Source organism: Dyadobacter sp. SG02 (genome assembly GCF_900109045.1).
GTDB lineage: Bacteria > Bacteroidota > Bacteroidia > Cytophagales > Spirosomataceae > Dyadobacter.
On the sequence record NZ_FNYL01000013.1, the window covers coordinates 261015 to 278856 of the forward strand.

The 17842-nt window shown below is 50.3% G+C and carries 13 protein-coding genes; 7 read left to right on the forward strand and 6 right to left on the reverse strand.

Annotation, left to right across the window (positions count from 1 at the left end):
- The first annotated feature begins 644 nt into the window (after window positions 1-644).
- Window positions 645-1679 (forward strand): hypothetical protein, encoded by a 1035-nt coding sequence (locus tag BMW93_RS27015; protein WP_090383774.1) that lies wholly within the window; start codon window positions 645-647, stop codon window positions 1677-1679.
- A gap of 122 nt (window positions 1680-1801) precedes the next feature.
- Entirely contained in the window at window positions 1802-3070 is a 1269-nt protein-coding gene (locus BMW93_RS27020; protein ID WP_177194211.1) for a sensor histidine kinase KdpD, read from the forward strand.
- A gap of 2 nt (window positions 3071-3072) precedes the next feature.
- Here the strand turns inward: BMW93_RS27020 and BMW93_RS27025 are convergent, their stop codons facing one another.
- A complete protein-coding gene (locus BMW93_RS27025) occupies window positions 3073-3843 on the reverse strand; it encodes an AraC family transcriptional regulator (protein WP_090383778.1) in 771 nt (256 codons plus the stop codon).
- A 65-nt stretch (window positions 3844-3908) separates the two neighbouring features.
- Between BMW93_RS27025 and BMW93_RS27030 the strand changes: the two genes are divergently transcribed.
- Window positions 3909-5408: an alpha/beta fold hydrolase gene (locus BMW93_RS27030; RefSeq protein WP_090383779.1), complete on the forward strand. Its 1500-nt coding sequence runs from the start codon at window positions 3909-3911 to the stop codon at window positions 5406-5408.
- Here BMW93_RS27030 and BMW93_RS27035 read toward each other — a convergent pair.
- The gene (locus BMW93_RS27035) at window positions 5395-5976 is read right to left on the reverse strand and encodes a dihydrofolate reductase family protein (protein ID WP_090383782.1); all 582 of its coding nucleotides are present in this window, start codon (window positions 5974-5976) and stop codon (window positions 5395-5397) included. The genes BMW93_RS27030 and BMW93_RS27035 overlap by 14 nt on opposite strands.
- 151 nt (window positions 5977-6127) lie before the next feature.
- On the opposite strand from BMW93_RS27035, the gene BMW93_RS27040 reads away from it, so the two are divergent.
- On the forward strand, window positions 6128-8410 hold the full coding sequence (locus BMW93_RS27040) for a sensor histidine kinase (RefSeq protein ID WP_090383786.1): 2283 nt from the start codon (window positions 6128-6130) through the stop codon (window positions 8408-8410).
- 23 nt (window positions 8411-8433) lie between these two features.
- Here BMW93_RS27040 and BMW93_RS27045 read toward each other — a convergent pair whose 3' ends face one another.
- Complete coding sequence (locus BMW93_RS27045; protein WP_090383789.1) at window positions 8434-9315, reverse strand: AraC family transcriptional regulator; 882 nt, start codon at window positions 9313-9315, stop codon at window positions 8434-8436.
- Window positions 9316-9478: 163 nt separating this feature from the next.
- On the opposite strand from BMW93_RS27045, the gene BMW93_RS27050 reads away from it, so the two are divergent.
- Genes BMW93_RS27050 through BMW93_RS27060 form a run of 3 tightly spaced genes read left to right on the forward strand, consistent with a single transcriptional unit; the run spans window position 9479 to window position 13472 of the window.
- On the forward strand, window positions 9479-10810 hold the full coding sequence (locus BMW93_RS27050) for a TolC family protein (RefSeq protein WP_177194212.1): 1332 nt from the start codon (window positions 9479-9481) through the stop codon (window positions 10808-10810).
- 20 nt (window positions 10811-10830) lie between these two features.
- Window positions 10831-11880 carry an HlyD family secretion protein gene (locus tag BMW93_RS27055; RefSeq protein WP_090383795.1) on the forward strand — a complete coding sequence of 350 codons (1050 nt, stop codon included), beginning with the start codon at window positions 10831-10833 and terminating at the stop codon, window positions 11878-11880.
- The gene (locus BMW93_RS27060; RefSeq protein WP_090383799.1) at window positions 11877-13472 is read left to right on the forward strand and encodes an MFS transporter; all 1596 of its coding nucleotides are present in this window, start codon (window positions 11877-11879) and stop codon (window positions 13470-13472) included. The genes BMW93_RS27055 and BMW93_RS27060 overlap by 4 nt, the downstream gene beginning before the upstream one ends.
- A 23-nt stretch (window positions 13473-13495) precedes the next feature.
- Here the strand turns inward: BMW93_RS27060 and BMW93_RS27065 are convergent, their stop codons facing one another.
- The 3 genes from BMW93_RS27065 to BMW93_RS27075 all read right to left on the reverse strand — a co-directional run bounded on the left by BMW93_RS27065 (window position 13496) and on the right by BMW93_RS27075 (window position 17418).
- Window positions 13496-15742, reverse strand: coding sequence for a histidine kinase dimerization/phosphoacceptor domain -containing protein (locus BMW93_RS27065; protein ID WP_090383801.1), 2247 nt, complete (start codon window positions 15740-15742; stop codon window positions 13496-13498).
- 128 nt (window positions 15743-15870) lie between these two features.
- Window positions 15871-16221, reverse strand: coding sequence for a YciI family protein (locus tag BMW93_RS27070; RefSeq protein ID WP_090383804.1), 351 nt, complete (start codon window positions 16219-16221; stop codon window positions 15871-15873).
- 177 nt (window positions 16222-16398) lie between these two features.
- Window positions 16399-17418 (reverse strand): hypothetical protein, encoded by a 1020-nt coding sequence (locus BMW93_RS27075; RefSeq protein ID WP_090383807.1) that lies wholly within the window; start codon window positions 17416-17418, stop codon window positions 16399-16401.
- Window positions 17419-17842 lie beyond the last annotated feature (424 nt).

Here is a 17842-nt window from a genome sequence, read left to right on the forward strand (position 1 = left end):
GCTAAATTGAGTTTTGAATTTGAGTTAAGAAAGGTGAGATAACGGCACGTGATGTGCGGATGCAGTCGGAAATACATCGAAATCCTTCCGCGTATTTTTTGAAGAAGTAATTACATAAGCAGAGGCGGTTTAGGGTGAGTATTCAAACAAAAAGCAAATACTTAAACTGCGGGATTTCCCCCGCAGGAATCAGAAAAGGCAATAATTGTCGCGGCAACGTTAACGTCGAAGAACCTGAAAACAGCATCGAAGGTGACGACCGTAGATGGTCGTCGGATGAGCTGCTTGACAAGTGATTAGTTAGGGGTATGAGCGGTTACTTATTTCGAGAAGATCGGGAAAGGAGAAATCTAACCATGCCTGTTTAAACAAATTGGTTTTGGAATAGCCGGACTTCCAGCAAGTTGGGTTTCGGATTGCGCCCGTTGTGGACATTGGGCGCAACGATGCGCATTTCAATTCTAACCGTTAATTAATAGGTAATGTCTGGGATCAGATATTAGATTTGTCATAAAATATCTTTCGATTGTTTGATTTGTAACGTTAAATGATGTTTTTTCGGCAGATTCGCAACGGCGACAAATCTGCTGGTGTCAAAGTATGCATAACGTTAAATTTTCCTTTATCCCTGAATTAGATTTAGAATGATTGGTAGAAAAACCCTGCTGGTTTTAGTTGCTACGACGCTGCTGCTGTTATTTATGGAGCTTATGCTCAGATTAGGTTTGCTTTTCCTGGGCTATCCGTTTTTCCTTCCCGCAAATTATCTTCCCCAAAAATATTACCCATTTATAGAAAAAATGCCCGATGCGCGGCCTGAGAAGGATGCGCGCAACATTTTAATACTCGGAGGATCGGTGGTCAATACCGATTGGTCCCGAATGGAAAAGCGTCTGGATACACTTTTTCAAAAATCTTACCCTGGCATAAAGAAATTCAACTTTTTCAATGTGGCTATGCCCGGTCACAGCTCTCTCGACAATCTGATCAAATACAAATTATTAAAGGACCGGAAGTTCGATCTGGTCATTTACTACGAGGCGATTAATGAAAACAGGGCCAATAATATCTCCGATGAATTATTTCACCCGGATTACAGCCATATCAAATGGTACGACGAGATAAACCTGCTGGCCGCACACCCGGAAATGAATGTAACGGTAGCTCCCTACGTGGTTCATCTGGTGATCAAAACCGTCCGGCAAAAACTGGCACACAGGCAATATATCAGTAACGACGAGGTAGATCCTGCACTGGCTTCATACGGCGCCCATATTAAAACCGCCGAATCCTATTATAATAATGTCAGTGCGATTGCCGGTTTTGCCAATGAAAGGAAAGAGCCGATTCTTTTGGTTAAATACGCGTCCTTTTTTCCAAAGGGTGTGAAGCTGACAGGCGAGCAGGCCGATAAAAAGTATTTTACCCCTTGCTTCGTAGTATCGCCGGTAACGACCTGGGGCAAACCGGATAATGTAAAAAAAGGTATCCAGGTTCATAATGCCATGTTGGAGAAAGTCCACAAGACGCACAAATCCTATATGTTCGACATGTCGGCCGTGATGCCCAAAGATTCGGTCATGTTTTGCGATGTGTGCCACCTGAGCGAGCAGGGCGCGCAGTTGTTTGCCAAAAACCTGGCGGGTTACGTCGTGTCGAACAAGATTATCCATCAGTAGCGCTGAGCCACTGCGGCAGCATTGTAATAACCCATGAATTTTCTGCAATGAACCCGAGCGATTGCCGGGGTTGGGGCAAGTACCTGCTATATTGCACGCTTATTGTTCGTGTAAAGTCCCCCGTGAGAAAATACAATCTGCAACTCGGTGCATCAATGGCCACCGTGGTAACCCTGGCGATCGTGCCTGTCCGGCTTTCCGAAGGCCAGGGTGCTAATATGGTAAGTCTGGTAGGATCGGAAATCGTAATCTGGCTGATGTGCATGGCAACCTGGTTGTCGAGTTATCAGACTTACCACAGGCTCAGGTTAGCCAAATGGCAAAAAATTGCGATCGCGCTGGCACTTTGCGCGGTGATTTCGAACTTGTTCTTTCTGGCATCGTTCCGCATGTTCGAGGATTATCCGCTCAAATCGATGCGCGATCTTCCGCTTTGGATTATCACCATCCGGCTTTCCCTGCGCGGCCTCTTGCTGGGGCTCATTATGGTACCCATTATTTTTCTCCTTGAAACAGAGCGCGAACGGCAGGCGGAAGCATTAAAAAGGGAGCGGGACCGGGCCATCGAGGCGGAACAGCAAAAACACGTTTTGGAAATGCTCGTATCCGAGCGGACGGCAGACCTGGAAGAGGCGCTGTCGTTTCTGGGCGAGTCACAGGAGGAGCTGGACCACCAGGTATACCTCCTTACGCGCGTGGTGGCGTCCATAGCCCATGACGTGCATGCGCCCCTGCAATACATCATCTCCGCGACCAAACACACCGGCAAGCTCATCGGGGGCGCGGAGCTGGAACAGGCGGCCGAAAGTAACTTGCAAGTCGAACGCGGCCTGGATAATATGGTGGTATTTATGCAAAACCTGCTGGAATTTGCGAAAAGTCAAATCCACCGGGGCGCGCTGCAAATGGGTAATGTAAACCTGGCTGCATTGATCCGCCAAAAGGCCGGTTTGTTTGAACAGATTCTCTCCTCAGGCGGCAACACGCTACGCATTTTCCTGGACGAAAAGCTGACAGTCCACAGCAATACGAATCTTCTCGGGGTTATCCTTCATAACCTGCTGGACAACGCCACGAAAAATACCTCGGGAGGGGAAATTGAAATATCGGGTGAGGTTGTCGATGAAAGGTTATGCCTGTATATTCAAAATCCGTTATCCGGCACGCCTTTGAATGACACTCCGGGAATGAACGGACATAGCGTGTCAGGGCAGTTTGCGTTCAATCCGGGGATGAACGGGTATGGGTTGGGTCTGGTTCTGGTGCGGGATATCTCGGCGCTGCTGAATGTCGACTTTTTGATCGAAGCGGCACCCGGCAGGGTGGTAGCAAAGCTTGCTTTTCCTGAATTTTCAGGTGCTGAAATTGCTTCCGAAAAACTTTCGCTTTAACATTACCCGAGCGTTGTTCCCGTGAATTTTGCAGCTTCCCTGTAAAAATGGCTGCTATCGTAATACCCAAACCGGCACGGGTCAAATTTTTCCTGTTTGACATAGGCAGTCAGCGCGGTTCTGGCCCGGAGAATGGAGAAATATCCTTTGGGACTGATGCCGATCACACGATGAAAATAGCGGTTAATACTTTTGGAAGTAGTAAAATGCTTTTCCGCAAGTTGGCCTACATTCAATTGCCAATCTGATTGTTGATACGTTTCCGCGATATCCCGGACAAAAGCCAGATAATGGTCCATTATCCTTGTATCATGTTTTTCAAGCAAATACTCTTCCGTGATTTTCTTTCGATCGGCGAAGGACGGGCTATTTTTTAACCGGTCTATTAATTGCACAGGCAGGATTTGATGCAGCGGTATTACTTTTCCTTTCAAAAGCACCTGCGAAATCCCCAGAATAGCCTCCAAGCCGCCAGGCTGAAACTTAATGGTGAAAATACGGTCGCCGGGCAGGTTGTGGCGTGTGGTATGCAAATCCCTCAGCACGAGAATGTCCGCCCTTTTATCGACTGAATAAGTAAAATTGTCCAGCGAAATCCGGTACGGGTTACCGAGGTTAATGTACATTGTGGGCGTCCAGCTTGGAAACATTTCGACGGTAAACGCATCGCTACGGACGATAGATTCGGAGAAAAAATCAATATGGTCCGAAAGCTCGCCGCAGGGCGGAGCAAACGTGTAGTGATCGCGAATCGGGTCGAATATTTCTTTCAAATTGTCCGTTTTTTACCTTGACGAATATACTGACGCCCGGCTACATTTGAAAAAAATATAGCAATATGTCACAGCGCATTGTACACTTTCTGACCATTTTCTTTTTAAGTAGCGGGGCATTTGCGCAGCAAGCAAAAATCGAGACTTGCGACTGCGATTTCAAAATTGACCCCGAGGTATTGAAAATCGTACCGGACAATGCAAAGAAAAATTATACCTCCGGGCCGAATCTGCCCGACAGCAGTTTTCAAAAACAATGTGGTTACCTGCTGGTGCCGGAAAACCGGAAAAAGAAAAATTCCCGGTTGATTAAGCTGCCCTTTATCGTTGTCAAAACTAAAAACCCCGACAAACATCATGATCCGGTACTTTATACCGCGGGCGGGCCAGGCGGGAGTTCGCTCGGTGCCGCGGCAGGACTTTCGAAAAGCCCGTTTATCGAGCACCGGGACTGCATTGTTTTTGAGCAGCGGGGTACGCGTTTCGCATTGCCGTACCTGCGTACGTTCGAGCTGGACAAGGCGCTTAAAGATGCCGTCCGCCGGAACCTGGACAAGGACAGTATGACGGTGGTCGGCGTTAAAAACTACAAGGCGGCACTTGAAAAACGGGGGATCGATCTCTCAGGGTACAATACGGATGAAACCGTATCGGACATCCATGACCTTCTGAAAGCATTAAAGATCGATTCGGTGAACCTGTTTGGCGTTTCATACAGCGGCGGGTTGATGACGGCCGTTCTGCAACGTGATCCGTCCCGCATCCGCTCGCTGATCCTCGATTCGCCGCTGCCCACTTTTGTGCCGATCGACGAAGACGAGCCGGTAAACTTTATGGAGGCGCTCCATATCTATTTCGAAAAAGTGGCGGCGGATTCCGTTCAGCGCAAACTTTATGGCAACCTCAGAAGCCGTTTTCATACTTATTTCAATGCTATCGCCACAAAAACCTTCGACTTGCCTTACCTCGAAGCGGGAACAAAGGATTCCGTTCACATCAAGTATACCAAAAACGAACTGTTAGCCGTGGTGCTCGACAAGCTCTATGACGATTCGGGCCGGAAAGATCTTGCCCGGATCGTCACGGACATAATGGAAGGGAAGCATCAGCCTTATATGCTTCACTATTTCAACGAATTTTTCCGCAGGAACGGCGCGCCGGACGGTATGCGGTTGTCCGTTTATTGTGCGGACCAGACGGCCTACCATTCCGAAAAAGTACGCCGGGATCTGGATCGCGTATATCCTTACCTGGCCGGTTTTCACATCAACGACGTTTACCGGGCTATGTGCGATTGCTGGAAGGTACCGCCGGTCAACCGGGAGACGAAACAGCCATACTATTCCGACAAGCCGGCCCTTTTAGCCGATGGCGAAATGGACCCGGCGTGCCGACCATTGTACATCGACCGTATCAGCCACTACATGCCCAATAGCCAACGCTTTTTGCTGATCGACAAGGGACATGGCGTGATTGGAAAATCGATGGGCCCGATCGTACGTTCGTTTCTGGCTGATCCTTATGGGAAAATCGCGTCGGCGGATGAAAGCATTATCGGTTATTAGCCGCTTTCAGTGATCCGATGTGCCTGTAAGTATTGATCAGCAAACCCGTTGGCGTGGACCTGGAATCGACAAAGGCAAGCTCCCGCGCGTCAAAACTGTCGGATAGCAGGCGTTTACCCTTGCCAAGCAAAACCGGGTAGGTGATGAGTACCACCTCGTCGGCCAGGCCATGGTCCAGCAGGAGAGACGTCAGCGTTGAACTTCCCAAGACGATCAGATCGGCGCCGTCGGTTGCCTTAATTTCACGAATTGTCTCCGTAATATTCTCATTCACACCTTTTACCGGTCCCCATTCCAGGCTGTCGGGCCGGTGGGTTACAATGTATTTTGTCGCGGCATTGATTGCGTTGGCCATCGGGAAATTTCCGGCGGTCGGCCAAAAGCCGCTGAATATATCGTAGGTATGGCGCCCAAGGAGCAGGTCAAAGTCCGTACCGTACGCCTCCAAAAGCATTGCCGCCCCGGCAGGGCTGCGGTAGGGTGTGGTCCAGGCGCCATAGGTGTAGTCTCCATCGTGTTCTATTACCCCGTCGAGCGAGATGTGTTCGAAAATCCTGATCTTTCTCATTTTGTTTCTGCTGGTTTAGTTGTTGTCAAAATTAGGTAACACCGCGTAAGCGCATGAGGTGTAAGCACGACAATTTGCGGGTGTCTTTTACCATTTAGCTCTCGGCAATTACTTAGATTTCGGAAATGATTCCTCAACCCTTTGCCCGTCAATGAAAGAATCCCCCGCACCGGTGCGAACCGCCTGTCAATTCCTGATCATTCTTTTGCTTATTTTCCGGGTCGCCGGGGCTGATCCTTTGCATGCGGAGAAGGCCCGTAGCCCAATTTCCAATGCGGACCAGGCGCACTTCGCATCGCTTTTGAAAGCAGGTTACCAATATCTTTTAAGGCCCGGGGAGGCGGGAAGCGATCTGCAAACTGCTGCGGGTTTCGCCCAAAAGGCCATGGATTTTAGTCTTGAAAAGAAAAACAAATCTTGGGAAGCGGATGCCTGTCTGTTGTCTTCGATGATTAGCGCTGAAAGCGGCAAGCCTGGTGAGGCGTCCGTTTTGCTGGAAAAGTCGCTGGGCATTTACCGTAGCATCGGTAACTTTCTGGGTGAGGGGAACGCGCTCATGCAGAAACGTTTTCAATACGCCGATTTTGCCCACAATATCAGCCAGCGCATGGAGGTCGTCAGGCAGGCGGCTGCGGCATATGGCAAGGCCAAAGCGAAAAAAGAAGAGGCGGATGCACGGCGCGAAATAGGAGACCTTTTGCAGATCATCGGCAAAGAGCCGTTTGTGGCCCTGTCGGAATTGAAACAGTCGCTGGCGTTGTACCGGGCTGTGCATTACAACAAAATTCACGGGGTGTATGATCTGATCGGATACATTTATGCGAAAATGGGGATCATGGACGAAGCCGTCCGCTACGGAAGGTTGGCAGAGAAGGTGGCGATCGCGCAGAAAGACTCTTCAATGCAACTTTGTACCATCTACAACCGGCTGTCTTACGCCTATTTTATCTCGAATGATTTCAAAAAATCGTTCGAATATGACCAATTGGCGATGGACGTGGCGGTGCGTCACAAGGATAATTTCAGTATAGCGCTTATCGCGACAAATTTTGCGAACCGCCAGAATCTGGGTAAGTATCCGCATTACCAGGCTGCCATCGACTATTCGCTGGCTACGATCAAAAAATACCCGGACATGGCTCCCGGTTCGAAAATAGGGCTTTATGCGATTGCCGTGAAAGCCTGCGACAATCTGGGTAAGCACGCGCTGGCGCAAAGGTATTTCGATCAAATGCTTGCATTGGCCAACGAAAACAAGCTGGTCAGTAATACCCTGATGGCTTTGTCCAACGCCGCCGTGCAGCATTTCCTGGCCACCAGGCAGCTCGATCAGGCACATAAATACCTTTTGAAGCATCGTGCGCAGTCCCTTGAAGGCAATTTGAAATATCAGCTTATCTATAATTACCTGTGGAGTTTTCAATTGGATTCTTTAAATGGAAATCACCTTTCCGCCATTAGAAATTACCAGCTTCACAAAGCCCTTAAAGATTCTCTGCAGAGTAAAGAGAAAGAAGATCAGGTCGCGATGTTGAATGTCCGGTTCGATACGGAACGGAAGGACAATGAATTAAGGATGCGCGCGCGTGACATCGGTCAGCTTGAACGGCGTGCTGCTTTGCAAAATCAAATACTGACGGAAACGAAGCGCAACCGCAATATCACGGCCGCCTTTCTGATCCTTTCCGTTCTTTTTTTAATCCTGCTTTACAACCGGTACAAAACAAAGCAACAGATTAATATTGCCACGGCGGAGAACAATCGTGTGCTCCAAAAAATGGTAAAGGAGCGTGAATGGCTGATCCGCGAACTGCATCACCGGGTTAAGAATAACCTTCAGACGGTCATGAGCCTGCTCGAATCGCAATCTGTTTTCCTGAAAGGCGACGCGCTCAATGCCATGAAGGAAAGCCAGCATCGCGTGCAGGCGATGTCGCTGATCCATCAAAAATTATATCTGTCGGATAAACTGGCGGTGGTGAATATGCCCGATTACGTCACGGATTTGATCGAATACCTTCGGGAGAGTTTCAATTTCGATGGCATAGGGCTCAGTATCGACGTCGATCCGGTCGATCTGGACGTTTCACAAGCCATACCTATCGGACTGATTCTCAATGAGGCTATTACAAATTCCCTTAAACACGCATTTCCCGATGGCCGCGAAGGCAAAATCGATGTCTTGTTGAAAAGGCAATCCCCCGGTTCCGATATTCTGCTGGCCATCCGGGACGATGGTGTCGGTTTGCCGGACCGGTACCTGAAAGGGAAAACCGGATCGCTGGGAATCATATTGATACGCGGCCTGACGGGCGAGTTCGGCGGTAACCTGGAATTGAGCAACCATGACGGGACGCGGATTGCGATCCGGTTTGATTCCATGGCTCCCGTCATGCGGGAGGAAATTGCCGGGTCGAGTCCTATCGGGCAATGAACTGTTCGACAGGGCCGGGTAATTCAGGAGTGCGTTGCGGATTTTTTATACGACGCCGGCGACATGTTTGTATTGGCTTTAAAGAACTTCCCAAACACCGACTGGTCCGAAAAATTCAGCTGCTCGCTTACCTTGGCAACGGTATAGTCGCTACGTTGCAACAATACTTTGGCTTCGAGAATGATCGCCTCGTTGATCCATTGACTGGCCGATCTTCCGGTCTTTTCTTTGAGCAATTCGGACAGGTGCTTTGCCGTGACATTCAGTTTTTCGGCATAGTAGCCGACGGTTCTCTGATCTTTAAATTCCCGCACCAGCAGCGTTTTGAAGTTGGCCACCAATGCCGGCGTGCCGTGATCTTCGGTAACATTCACAGTCCTGCTGCCCAATTCAGCATCAAATTCATGGATCAGGATATTGATATAACTCCTGATCAACTGTGATTCGTGGGGGTGCTTTTCCGACAATACCGCCTGGATTTGTTCGTACAATGCGATGAATTGCTTCTCCCGGGTCTGGTCGAGCTGGGCAAAGCAGGGTTGATTTTGTTCAAAAAAGGGGAATTTGGAGAGGAAAAACACGTCCGACAGATCGTTGAGGAAAAACTTTCCTGTGAAAAAGATGATTTCCAACAGCGGTTCCTGGTCCGCCCTGTCAAACTGCCGGATCACGTGTGGGCCCAATGCGAAGAGGCATGGCGCCACCAATTCGCTTCTTTCCAATCCCCCCTGCACGACGAACGTGCCTTTGCGCAGAAAAGCAATCGCAAAGGTTTCCGTGCGGAATGGCTCTGACTCGTAGAGGTTGAAAGAGTCTTCCCGGACGAAAAAATAGTCATGCGGCACATCGTCTTTGCGGAACAGCCTTTGCAACTGCCGGATATTGTATTGGGGGATTGGCTTCATGGGTAAAGTATATGGGGGCAAATATCCGTATAACCGACCAAAAGTGCCGAAATATCGACGATTAAAAGGGGGAATATGTCAGGAAATTTGCATTAGAAAGAGGTTGCTTTTTTCACGGTTTTAACCCGGCGGGAAATGCGCTCCGAACTAAATGACGAACAGAATGAATACCAAGATTCTCACAAAGATCCCCGCAATGGTGCTGGCAAATGTACTGTTACTGGCATTATTGCCCAAACCGGTACTCGCCCAGCTGCCCCTTACTTTGGAGGAGGCCATTGAAAAAGCAAAGACGCAGAACCAGACGGTTGCCGCGAGCAAACAACAGGAGGCTGCGAGTGCAGCCGAGTATCAGGACGCCAAAAACGCGATCCTCCCACAATGGTCGTTCGGTGCCGAATATGACCGTTTTTCCAAACTGACCCTTTTCGAGAGCGGTCTGTCCGATGCGCATTCCCACACACGCAGGCCCAGCCCGAACGGCGTGAATGCAGGTACGAGGGCGGAGTTTACGCTGTACTCGGGTGGACGCCAGCGGACGTTTATCGAAGAAGCGGGGATCAGGACAAAGATTGAAAAGATCAATACGGCCGACCTCCAGGGCAATGTGGCTTTACAAACCGTGGTACAATACATGGAAATGGTGCGGCTGGGCAAACTGGACTCGTTGATAGGGGAGCAAATCAAGCGCGCCGAGATCAGGCTGAAAAACATCACCTCTCTGTATGAGAACCAGCGGGTAACAAAGACGGACCTCCTGCGTGCCCAGGTAATACTTTCGGCCAACAAGCTCAACATGGAACAGGCGTCCAACGACCTTACCATCGCGAACCACCGGCTGAACGTACTGCTGAACCTCCCTGATTCCACCAGAATACTTACCCGGAACCCAGGTCAAATGCCGGCCGGAAACGCCTACGCAACTGAAGATATGCTGCATCAGCCCAACAACTCCTACCTCTTGCGACGGTTCGGCGAGAATATCAGATTGCAGGAGTCGCGCATCCGCCTCATCAAAAGCAGCTACCTTCCGACGGTTCAGTTGGTGGGCGCTTACGGGCTTAATTATCCCAACACCCTGTTTTTTCCCCCGGTGGCACAGTGGTACTCGGTGGGTTTTGTGGGTATTAAAACAGGCATTCACCTCTCTGCATTTTATCATTCCAAGCAAAAAATGACGGCCGCCCGTGCCCGCCTCGCGGGAATGTACCTTCAACAGCAGGCGGTTTCGGATCAGGTAGGCACGGAAATCAGCTCGGCACAAATCAAATACCACGAATCGCTGAGCCGGATCAGGGTTGCCGAAGAATCGATCGAGCAAACGCGTACCAACCTCCGGATCACCAATACCAAATATCTTAACCAGTCGGCATTGCTGACGGATTTGCTGGATGCCGACAATCTTTTTCTGGAATCCAATTACAACCTGGTCAGAGCGCAAGCCGACGAACGGATTTTTTATTACAAACTCCTTTACGCGCAAGGCCAATTATAAATCACCTCACCATCACTACCATGGAAACCACCAAGAAAAATAAATCCCTCGCCGACCTGACTATCACGGCCATTACGCTGATGATCGTTGCCGCAATCCTCTATTACCTGTGCCAGTATTTTTTTAAACAAAGCCAGGCCGAAGAGACCAACGACGCGCAGGTGGAAGCTTACGTAAATCCCGTATCGGCCCGGGTGGGCGGGTACATTGCCCAAATACGTTTCGAAGAGAATGCGATCGTTCACCAGGGCGACACGCTGGTGGTGCTGGACGACCGCGAATACCGGATCCGCGTGACGGAAGCCGAGGCTGCATTGGAAGATTCCCGCGCGCAGCTCATCGTACTGCACACGTCCATCCGCGCGTCGCGTACAGCCACAACCGTTAACGAGGACCAGATATCCTCGGCCAAAGCGAGGCTGTGGCAACAGGAGCAGGATATGAAACGCTTCCGGAATCTGTTGCAGGAAGAAGCGGTAACGGGCCAGGAGTTTGAGCAGGTGAAGGCCAGGTACGATGTCGCTTCCAGCGAATACAATGCATCGCAGCACACGCTCACCACCAGTTTTTCCCGTATCAAAGAACTCGAAGCCCGTGAAGCATTGCTGCTGGCCGATATCAAACGCAAGACGGCAATACTCGATTTCGCCAGGGTAAATCTGGGCTATACTGTGGTTACAGCTCCTTTTACGGGAAGATTAGGACGTCGGACCATTCATGAAGGCCTCCAAATCCAGCCCGGCCAGCCGCTTGTATCGATCATTAACGAGGGGAACAAGTGGGTAACTGCCAATTACAAGGAAACGCAGGTTGCAGAAATGCAACCAGGGCAGAAGGTTACGATTGCATTGGATGCATTGCCGGGCAAAACGTACCACGGCGAGATCGAATCCATCGCCGGCGCTACCGGGTCGAAATTTACATTACTGCCACCCGATAATTCCACCGGTAATTTTGTGAAAATCACACAACGCGTTCCTGTGAAGATCAGGCTCACCGATCCCGACCTGAATGCCGTGAAGGTAGGAATGAATGCGACAGTAGCGATTGCCAAAGCCCAGCAGCGATGAACAACCCGGAATACTTTCAGCGTTGGGTGGTGCGCCAGCGACCGCTACTGTACCTGATACTGGTGGCAATGCTGCTCGTGGGCCTTTCGCCATTCGGATTATATGCCTTGAACCAGGCGTATGTCCTGGGGGCATTCGGCGCGCAGCCGGAAGATGTAACTTTTTCCATGCAGATTACTTATGTGGGCATTATCGCTTTCCTGCCCATTCAGTTCCGGTTGCTGCGCTACTTCGAAGCCCGGAGTTACCTGATCACGATCATGCTGCTGGCGATCGTGATGAGTTTCCTGAGCATGCAGGTGCGCGACATTTACGTTTTTATGGTATTGCGGCTCCTGACCGGCTTCCTTACCGCCGCATTTGGTGGTCGGATGCTCACGCTTATTTTCGGTTTGTTGAAACCCGGTCCGGGACAAATCATCGGTTCTTCGATGTTTTATGGCTCGGCATTGGGCGGCATTACCGTCGCCGGGCTTGCAACCGCCGCCGTGGCCGACCGCATGGCGTGGCAGCATATTTATCTGTTTTTGATATTTGCACAGGCCATCTGCATACTGCTGATACTGCTCATTTTCAGAAGCAAGTCGGATGTAAAACCGTATCCGCTCTACCAGGTCGACTGGATCAGCTTTCTGCTGGCCACGGGAATTCTCTTGTTAACGGTTTATGTTTTCCTGTACGGCCCAAGGTACTATTGGTTTAGTGATGTGCGTGTGTGTTCTGCCGCGTTTGGCGCTTTGGTGGGTGTGACTTTATTTGCTATCCGCCAAAGCCGGCGCAGGCGGCCCTACCTCCACCTGCACATTTTCAAGTCCAAGCAGTTTATCATCGGCATTATATTGCTGACGCTCTTCTATGGTATGAAGGACACCATTACCCTGATCTACGGCCTGACCGGCGGTGTGCTCAGGTGGAACAGCAACGACATTATGCAGCTCGCGGCCGTAAACCTCACCGGGCTGGTGACCTCCATGGCATGCACGGCCTGGCTCATGATCCGGCTGGACAAGAAAAGGCCACTTGTCATGATTGCCGGCTTCGGGGTAATGCTGGCTTACCATTGGTGGATGTACCAAATATTCAGTACGGATTTATCTTTCAGCGATCTGGCCTTGCCGGTCTTCATGCAGGGTGTCGCATGCGGAATGCTCTTCGTTCCGCTCGTCGGCTTTTCGGTGGCTGCCCTGCCGTCTTACACGGGATTTGCCGGTATTACCGTCGCCGCGGCAGCACGCCTGGCAGCCGGGCTAAACAGCAGTGCGGGACTGTATACGTTGCAATTGTTTTATAATCAATCCAATAAAGAGAATTTTCTAGCATTCCTTTCCGACACCAATTTCCTGTTTGCGGAGCGATCGGGTGCTTACACCCGGTTGTTCGCATCCCAGGGCTTTGCCGCGGAACAGGCTGCGAGTGCAGGGAAAAGCATATTGTTCAGGAATACGCTGGTGCAAAGCCAGCTACTGACCAATATGGCCATTTTCAAGATCGTTGCTATTATTTCGTCGATCATCATGGCAGGCCTCGTACTCATGGTGATTGTAAAAAGCCTGAAAGCTAAAAAATCGTTGTCAGCCGTCGGCAGTGAGTAATGCTTGGGGCCTTAGAATAGAAATTACCGTGCTTCGGGTTGCTCGGGTGGTAAAACCAGGGAGATGGTAGTGCCCTGGTTGCTTTCGATCGTAAAACGGGCGTTGATATCGTCGCTCAATCCGGTCATTAGTTTCATGCCCAGGGAATTGATATTCAGCCAGTTCAGGTCTTTCGGTAACCCGACGCCGTCATCGGATATGGATAAATGTACCTGTCCGTCCGGTTTCTTTTTCATGGCCACGACAATCCGTCCCTCGTTTCGGTCGGTAAACGCATATTTCAACGCGTTGGTTATGGCCTCGTTTAATATGAGTGCCAGCGGAATAGCCCTGGCCACTTTCAGGTCGACAGGGTCGAGGTCCAGTTCAAAACGGATGGCTTTATCTACGACAAAGCTATCCTGAAGGTATTCGACCAGTTCTTTGAGGTACAGGTTCATTTTCACGATCCTGACGTCATCGGACTGGTAAAGTTTCTGGTGGATCAGCGACATGGCGAAAACCCGCCGCTGGCTGTTCCGGATCACGGTGATCAAACTCTGGGTCGGATGGGCAAGCTGCATTTCCAGCAAGCCCATTACGGTCTGGAGGTTATTTTTTACACGGTGGTGCACTTCTTTTAAAAGCCACTCTTTTTCCTCGACAAGATTGAGCAGGGCGCTGTTTTTCTGCCTGATGTCGATTTGTTGCAAAGTGAGTTGTTCATTGTTCCGCTTTTTGGTACGGTATTGATTGTAAATAAGGCCGGAAAACAAAAGCAGCATAAACGCACCGCCGATTGTGACATTTCGTTCCAGCTCTTTCTGGCGGATACTAGCCTGCTGGATAACGTTCTGCCGGTTGAGCAATGCGATATTCTGCTCTTTTTCCTTGCTGTCGTACTGGATCTGCAAAGTGGCGATCTTGCTGCTTTTGGCCTCGTTGAAAATCGAATCGCTCAGCGACTTGAATTGCTGCTGATGGCGTATCGCGCTCAGGTAATTCCCTTGCGCAGAGTCCACTTTGAAAAGCATCGCATGCAGCTGCGATACGAGCCGTACCGTACCATTGCGGTGGTTGATGTGCAATGCTTCGCTGAGGTAATGCCTGGCCTTGTCGTATTCCCTGATCGTCAGATAGTAATTACCAATGTCCTTATAGATATCCACGAAGTCGATATCTTCGTTTTTTACGCTTTTCAGAAGCGAAATGATTGTGTTATAGCTCTTTTCCGCCAGGCCGTAGTTTTTGATGCCCATGTAACAATGGCCATACGTTTTGGCCACGGTCAACTTGGCGAATATGTTGTTGGGAGGATTTTTTTCGACAAGGTCATTGTAAAATGCGATCGCTTTTCCTGCATGGCCCATATTCACCATTCCCCTGCAAATCCCGTTGCCGGTGCTGAGTACCATCATGGTTTCATGCTGACTGGAAAAGACATTCAGTGCTTTCTGAAGATACAGTATCCCCGGCTCCCACTGGCCCAGATCGTAGTAGGCGGACGCCAGTTTCGAATAGAAAAAACCAATGAATATCGTGTCGTTTGCCTGCTGGGCGGTTTCAATAGCCGCATGTCCGTATTTGATCGACTCCTGGTAATTTCCGAGGCAGTTACTCACCTCCGTCAGCATATTGTACGTGAGGTGCAACGGGCCGTTGATGGACCGAAATAATGCGAGGACATTTTCAAATTCACTGAGTGCCTTGGCGTAATTTCCCTGTTTATAATGTATGTCGGCAATCCTTCCCAGCATGTCGATTTCGGATTCTTTGTCACCGGCTTTCTTGAAGAGCGCCTTTGCCTGCCAAAAGCATTTGGCTTTTTCGATCAGCCCTTCATTGCTTTGCGGGTAGGTTTCACCCAGGTAAAACCACGCGATGGCCGAAAGCAGCGTTTCACCTCCGGCAGCACTTAGCCCGATAGCCTTTTTGGTAATCCTCACGCCACGGGGCCGGTCGCCGGTTTCGGAGAACAAAATACTCCATGTGAGCAAGGTCATGATCTGGCCTTTTTTGTAGCCCAGCCGGTTGCTCAGGGAAAGAGCGGAGACAAGGTGGGTGCTTGCACTGTCCATATCTGCTTTCGCCTCCCCGGGTTTATAGATGTAAAAGGTGGAAAGCTTCAATAGCAGGATGATCTTGTTGGTATCCGCCTTGGCGCCTGGAAGAGCGAGGGCCGCACTGTCGGCAAATGACCGGGTTAACCGGGGGAAGAGGAATGATGCTTTTACTTCAAAATGGTAAGCCGATAGGAGCAGTGAAATAGCGATGTAGCAGGATCTGCTCATGACACAACCGGATTAAAGTATAATTGAACAGATATGCAAGACATCTATATCCTCTTTATACCTGGCAAGGTCAATAAAATTAGCAAATTGTCGCAAAGAATCATAGCACATCCAGCCTGTTTTGTACATCATTGCGCGGGCATCATGGCCATCCGCACTTCCACCACCGCGCCGTATTGAATAATCGGGCACGCTCCGGCGATTTCAACCGCCTCCTCGTAGTCGTTTGCCCGGATCAGAAACAGGCCCGCGATAGACGTTTTGCCCGCAGTGTAAGGCCCGCTTGCCACCGGGTTACCCCTTTGGATAAAACGACCGTCCGCATCCCAGCGCCTGGGCGGTCCAACCAGCTTGTTCCGGGCAGCAATACCGGCTATCCAGTCCTGGTAGGGTTTCACGGCCATTTTCATTTCATCCGGGGAGGGCCTGGCATCGTTGCTCGTCAAGTCCCGGTGGATTACCAAGAGAAATTCGTTCATCGCTGTTTGGGTTAGAATGGACTATCGATCGGTTTTGCGCTTTCGTTCTCCAAATTGCCGGGCATCGAATTGCCCGGCATCGAACGCATGTGACTATACGGAGACTTTTGGGCACTTATTATCCAAGGCGGCCGGGCAGGAGATCGGCCATTCCGCTTGCCTCGCAGGGGGTGGGCGCTACCCCGGTGATTCCTGATAAAGATGCATGGTGTCGGGCCTTTCCAGGTCGTCGATCCACTGGTCAATGTAAGCCAGCAGGTTCTTTTGGTCCAGGCGCCCGGACCGTTCTCCAAAACTGCCGAAAACGACCAGCCCGAAGGCGACGCAATGGGCGATCTCCAATTGCAGCAGCAAGCTCATGCTGAAACCGGTAATGAAGTTCTGACGGGCGTCGGTAGCCATTTCGAGGACGGGTGCGGCCCGCATCCGCGCCAGGGTAAATTGTTGTTGCTCACTGAACAAAACCGCCTTGGAAGCAGAGTATACCAGCAACCGCGTGACGTTCAGGGTCCTGAAAATGGAAATGCATTTCCGGTTCAGGTCGCTTGCATCCTCGTCCGCCATGCCCGCGTCGGCCTGGATTCCGTTCAGGACCCGCCACAGTTTGCCTGCCTCGCTCTCGTCCAGCGCAAAAGTGACTTTGCCATACAGCGAAAAATCACTGATAATGTCGAGTACCTCATCTACCTGGAAGGACAGCCTGTGCTGCGGATCGCCGAGATAAAAGATAAATTCGAGGTCTTTTTTCCGGATCGGTTTGATAACGTCATAAAGCAGCCCGCTCCAAAGATCGGAGGCACCGGTAAGGCTGGACCAATTATCAAATGCGACCGTCCGGCAGCAGCTGAACAGCGCGCGCAATTCGGAAATAATCGCCTCGTTCCGTACGAATATCCAGGGGTAGCGTTCGCTGGCAATGTGTGTTGTGTCAATTCGAAGACCAGCCAGCGAGGTCAGATCATACGGGCTGTCCAGGGTAAGACTTCTGATACCTAAAAACTGCAATAAACCGGGAAGGACGATTTCATGGATGCCGAAAGAACTCATGTCGAGCATCGATACCGGGCGATCGCTGGAATGCGTGGGCCGTTCGCGGCTCAGATATACCGTTTGCGAAGCGTCATATGCCTGTATTCTCGACCGTAAATCTGTCAGGATAGGCCTCGCATTGACCATTTCAAAGCTGGATGTTTTCATCGTTTCGGGTTATTTCTGGTTGTGGAAACTCTGCCGTTCGTCTGCCGCGGATGCACCTGCATTTCCTTCGGGACCTTGATGGACGGATCAAACACGTGCCATGCACGGCCCGCCATAAAAAAGGCCATTTCGGGCTCCTAGTAGCCGTTTTTGTAGTCGGTAGCATGGTAAAACCGAATTGTATTACTCCAAAACGAAGAAGAAATCCAAAAAACTGGATGACTAACCTCATTGTAGTTCCCTGCCGGAACAGCTCGTCGGTGGGTACCGCAGTGTATGCAAGCATTGTTTTCGGATATCTCCAAAAAATTGGAGTTATCACAACGGTCCGTAGCGATCGGGCTCCGGGATAGCCTGAAATCGGCCTGCGGAAAGGCCGTCTGCCGCGCCGGAACTGTGGAAAAAACTTGATATATTTATAATA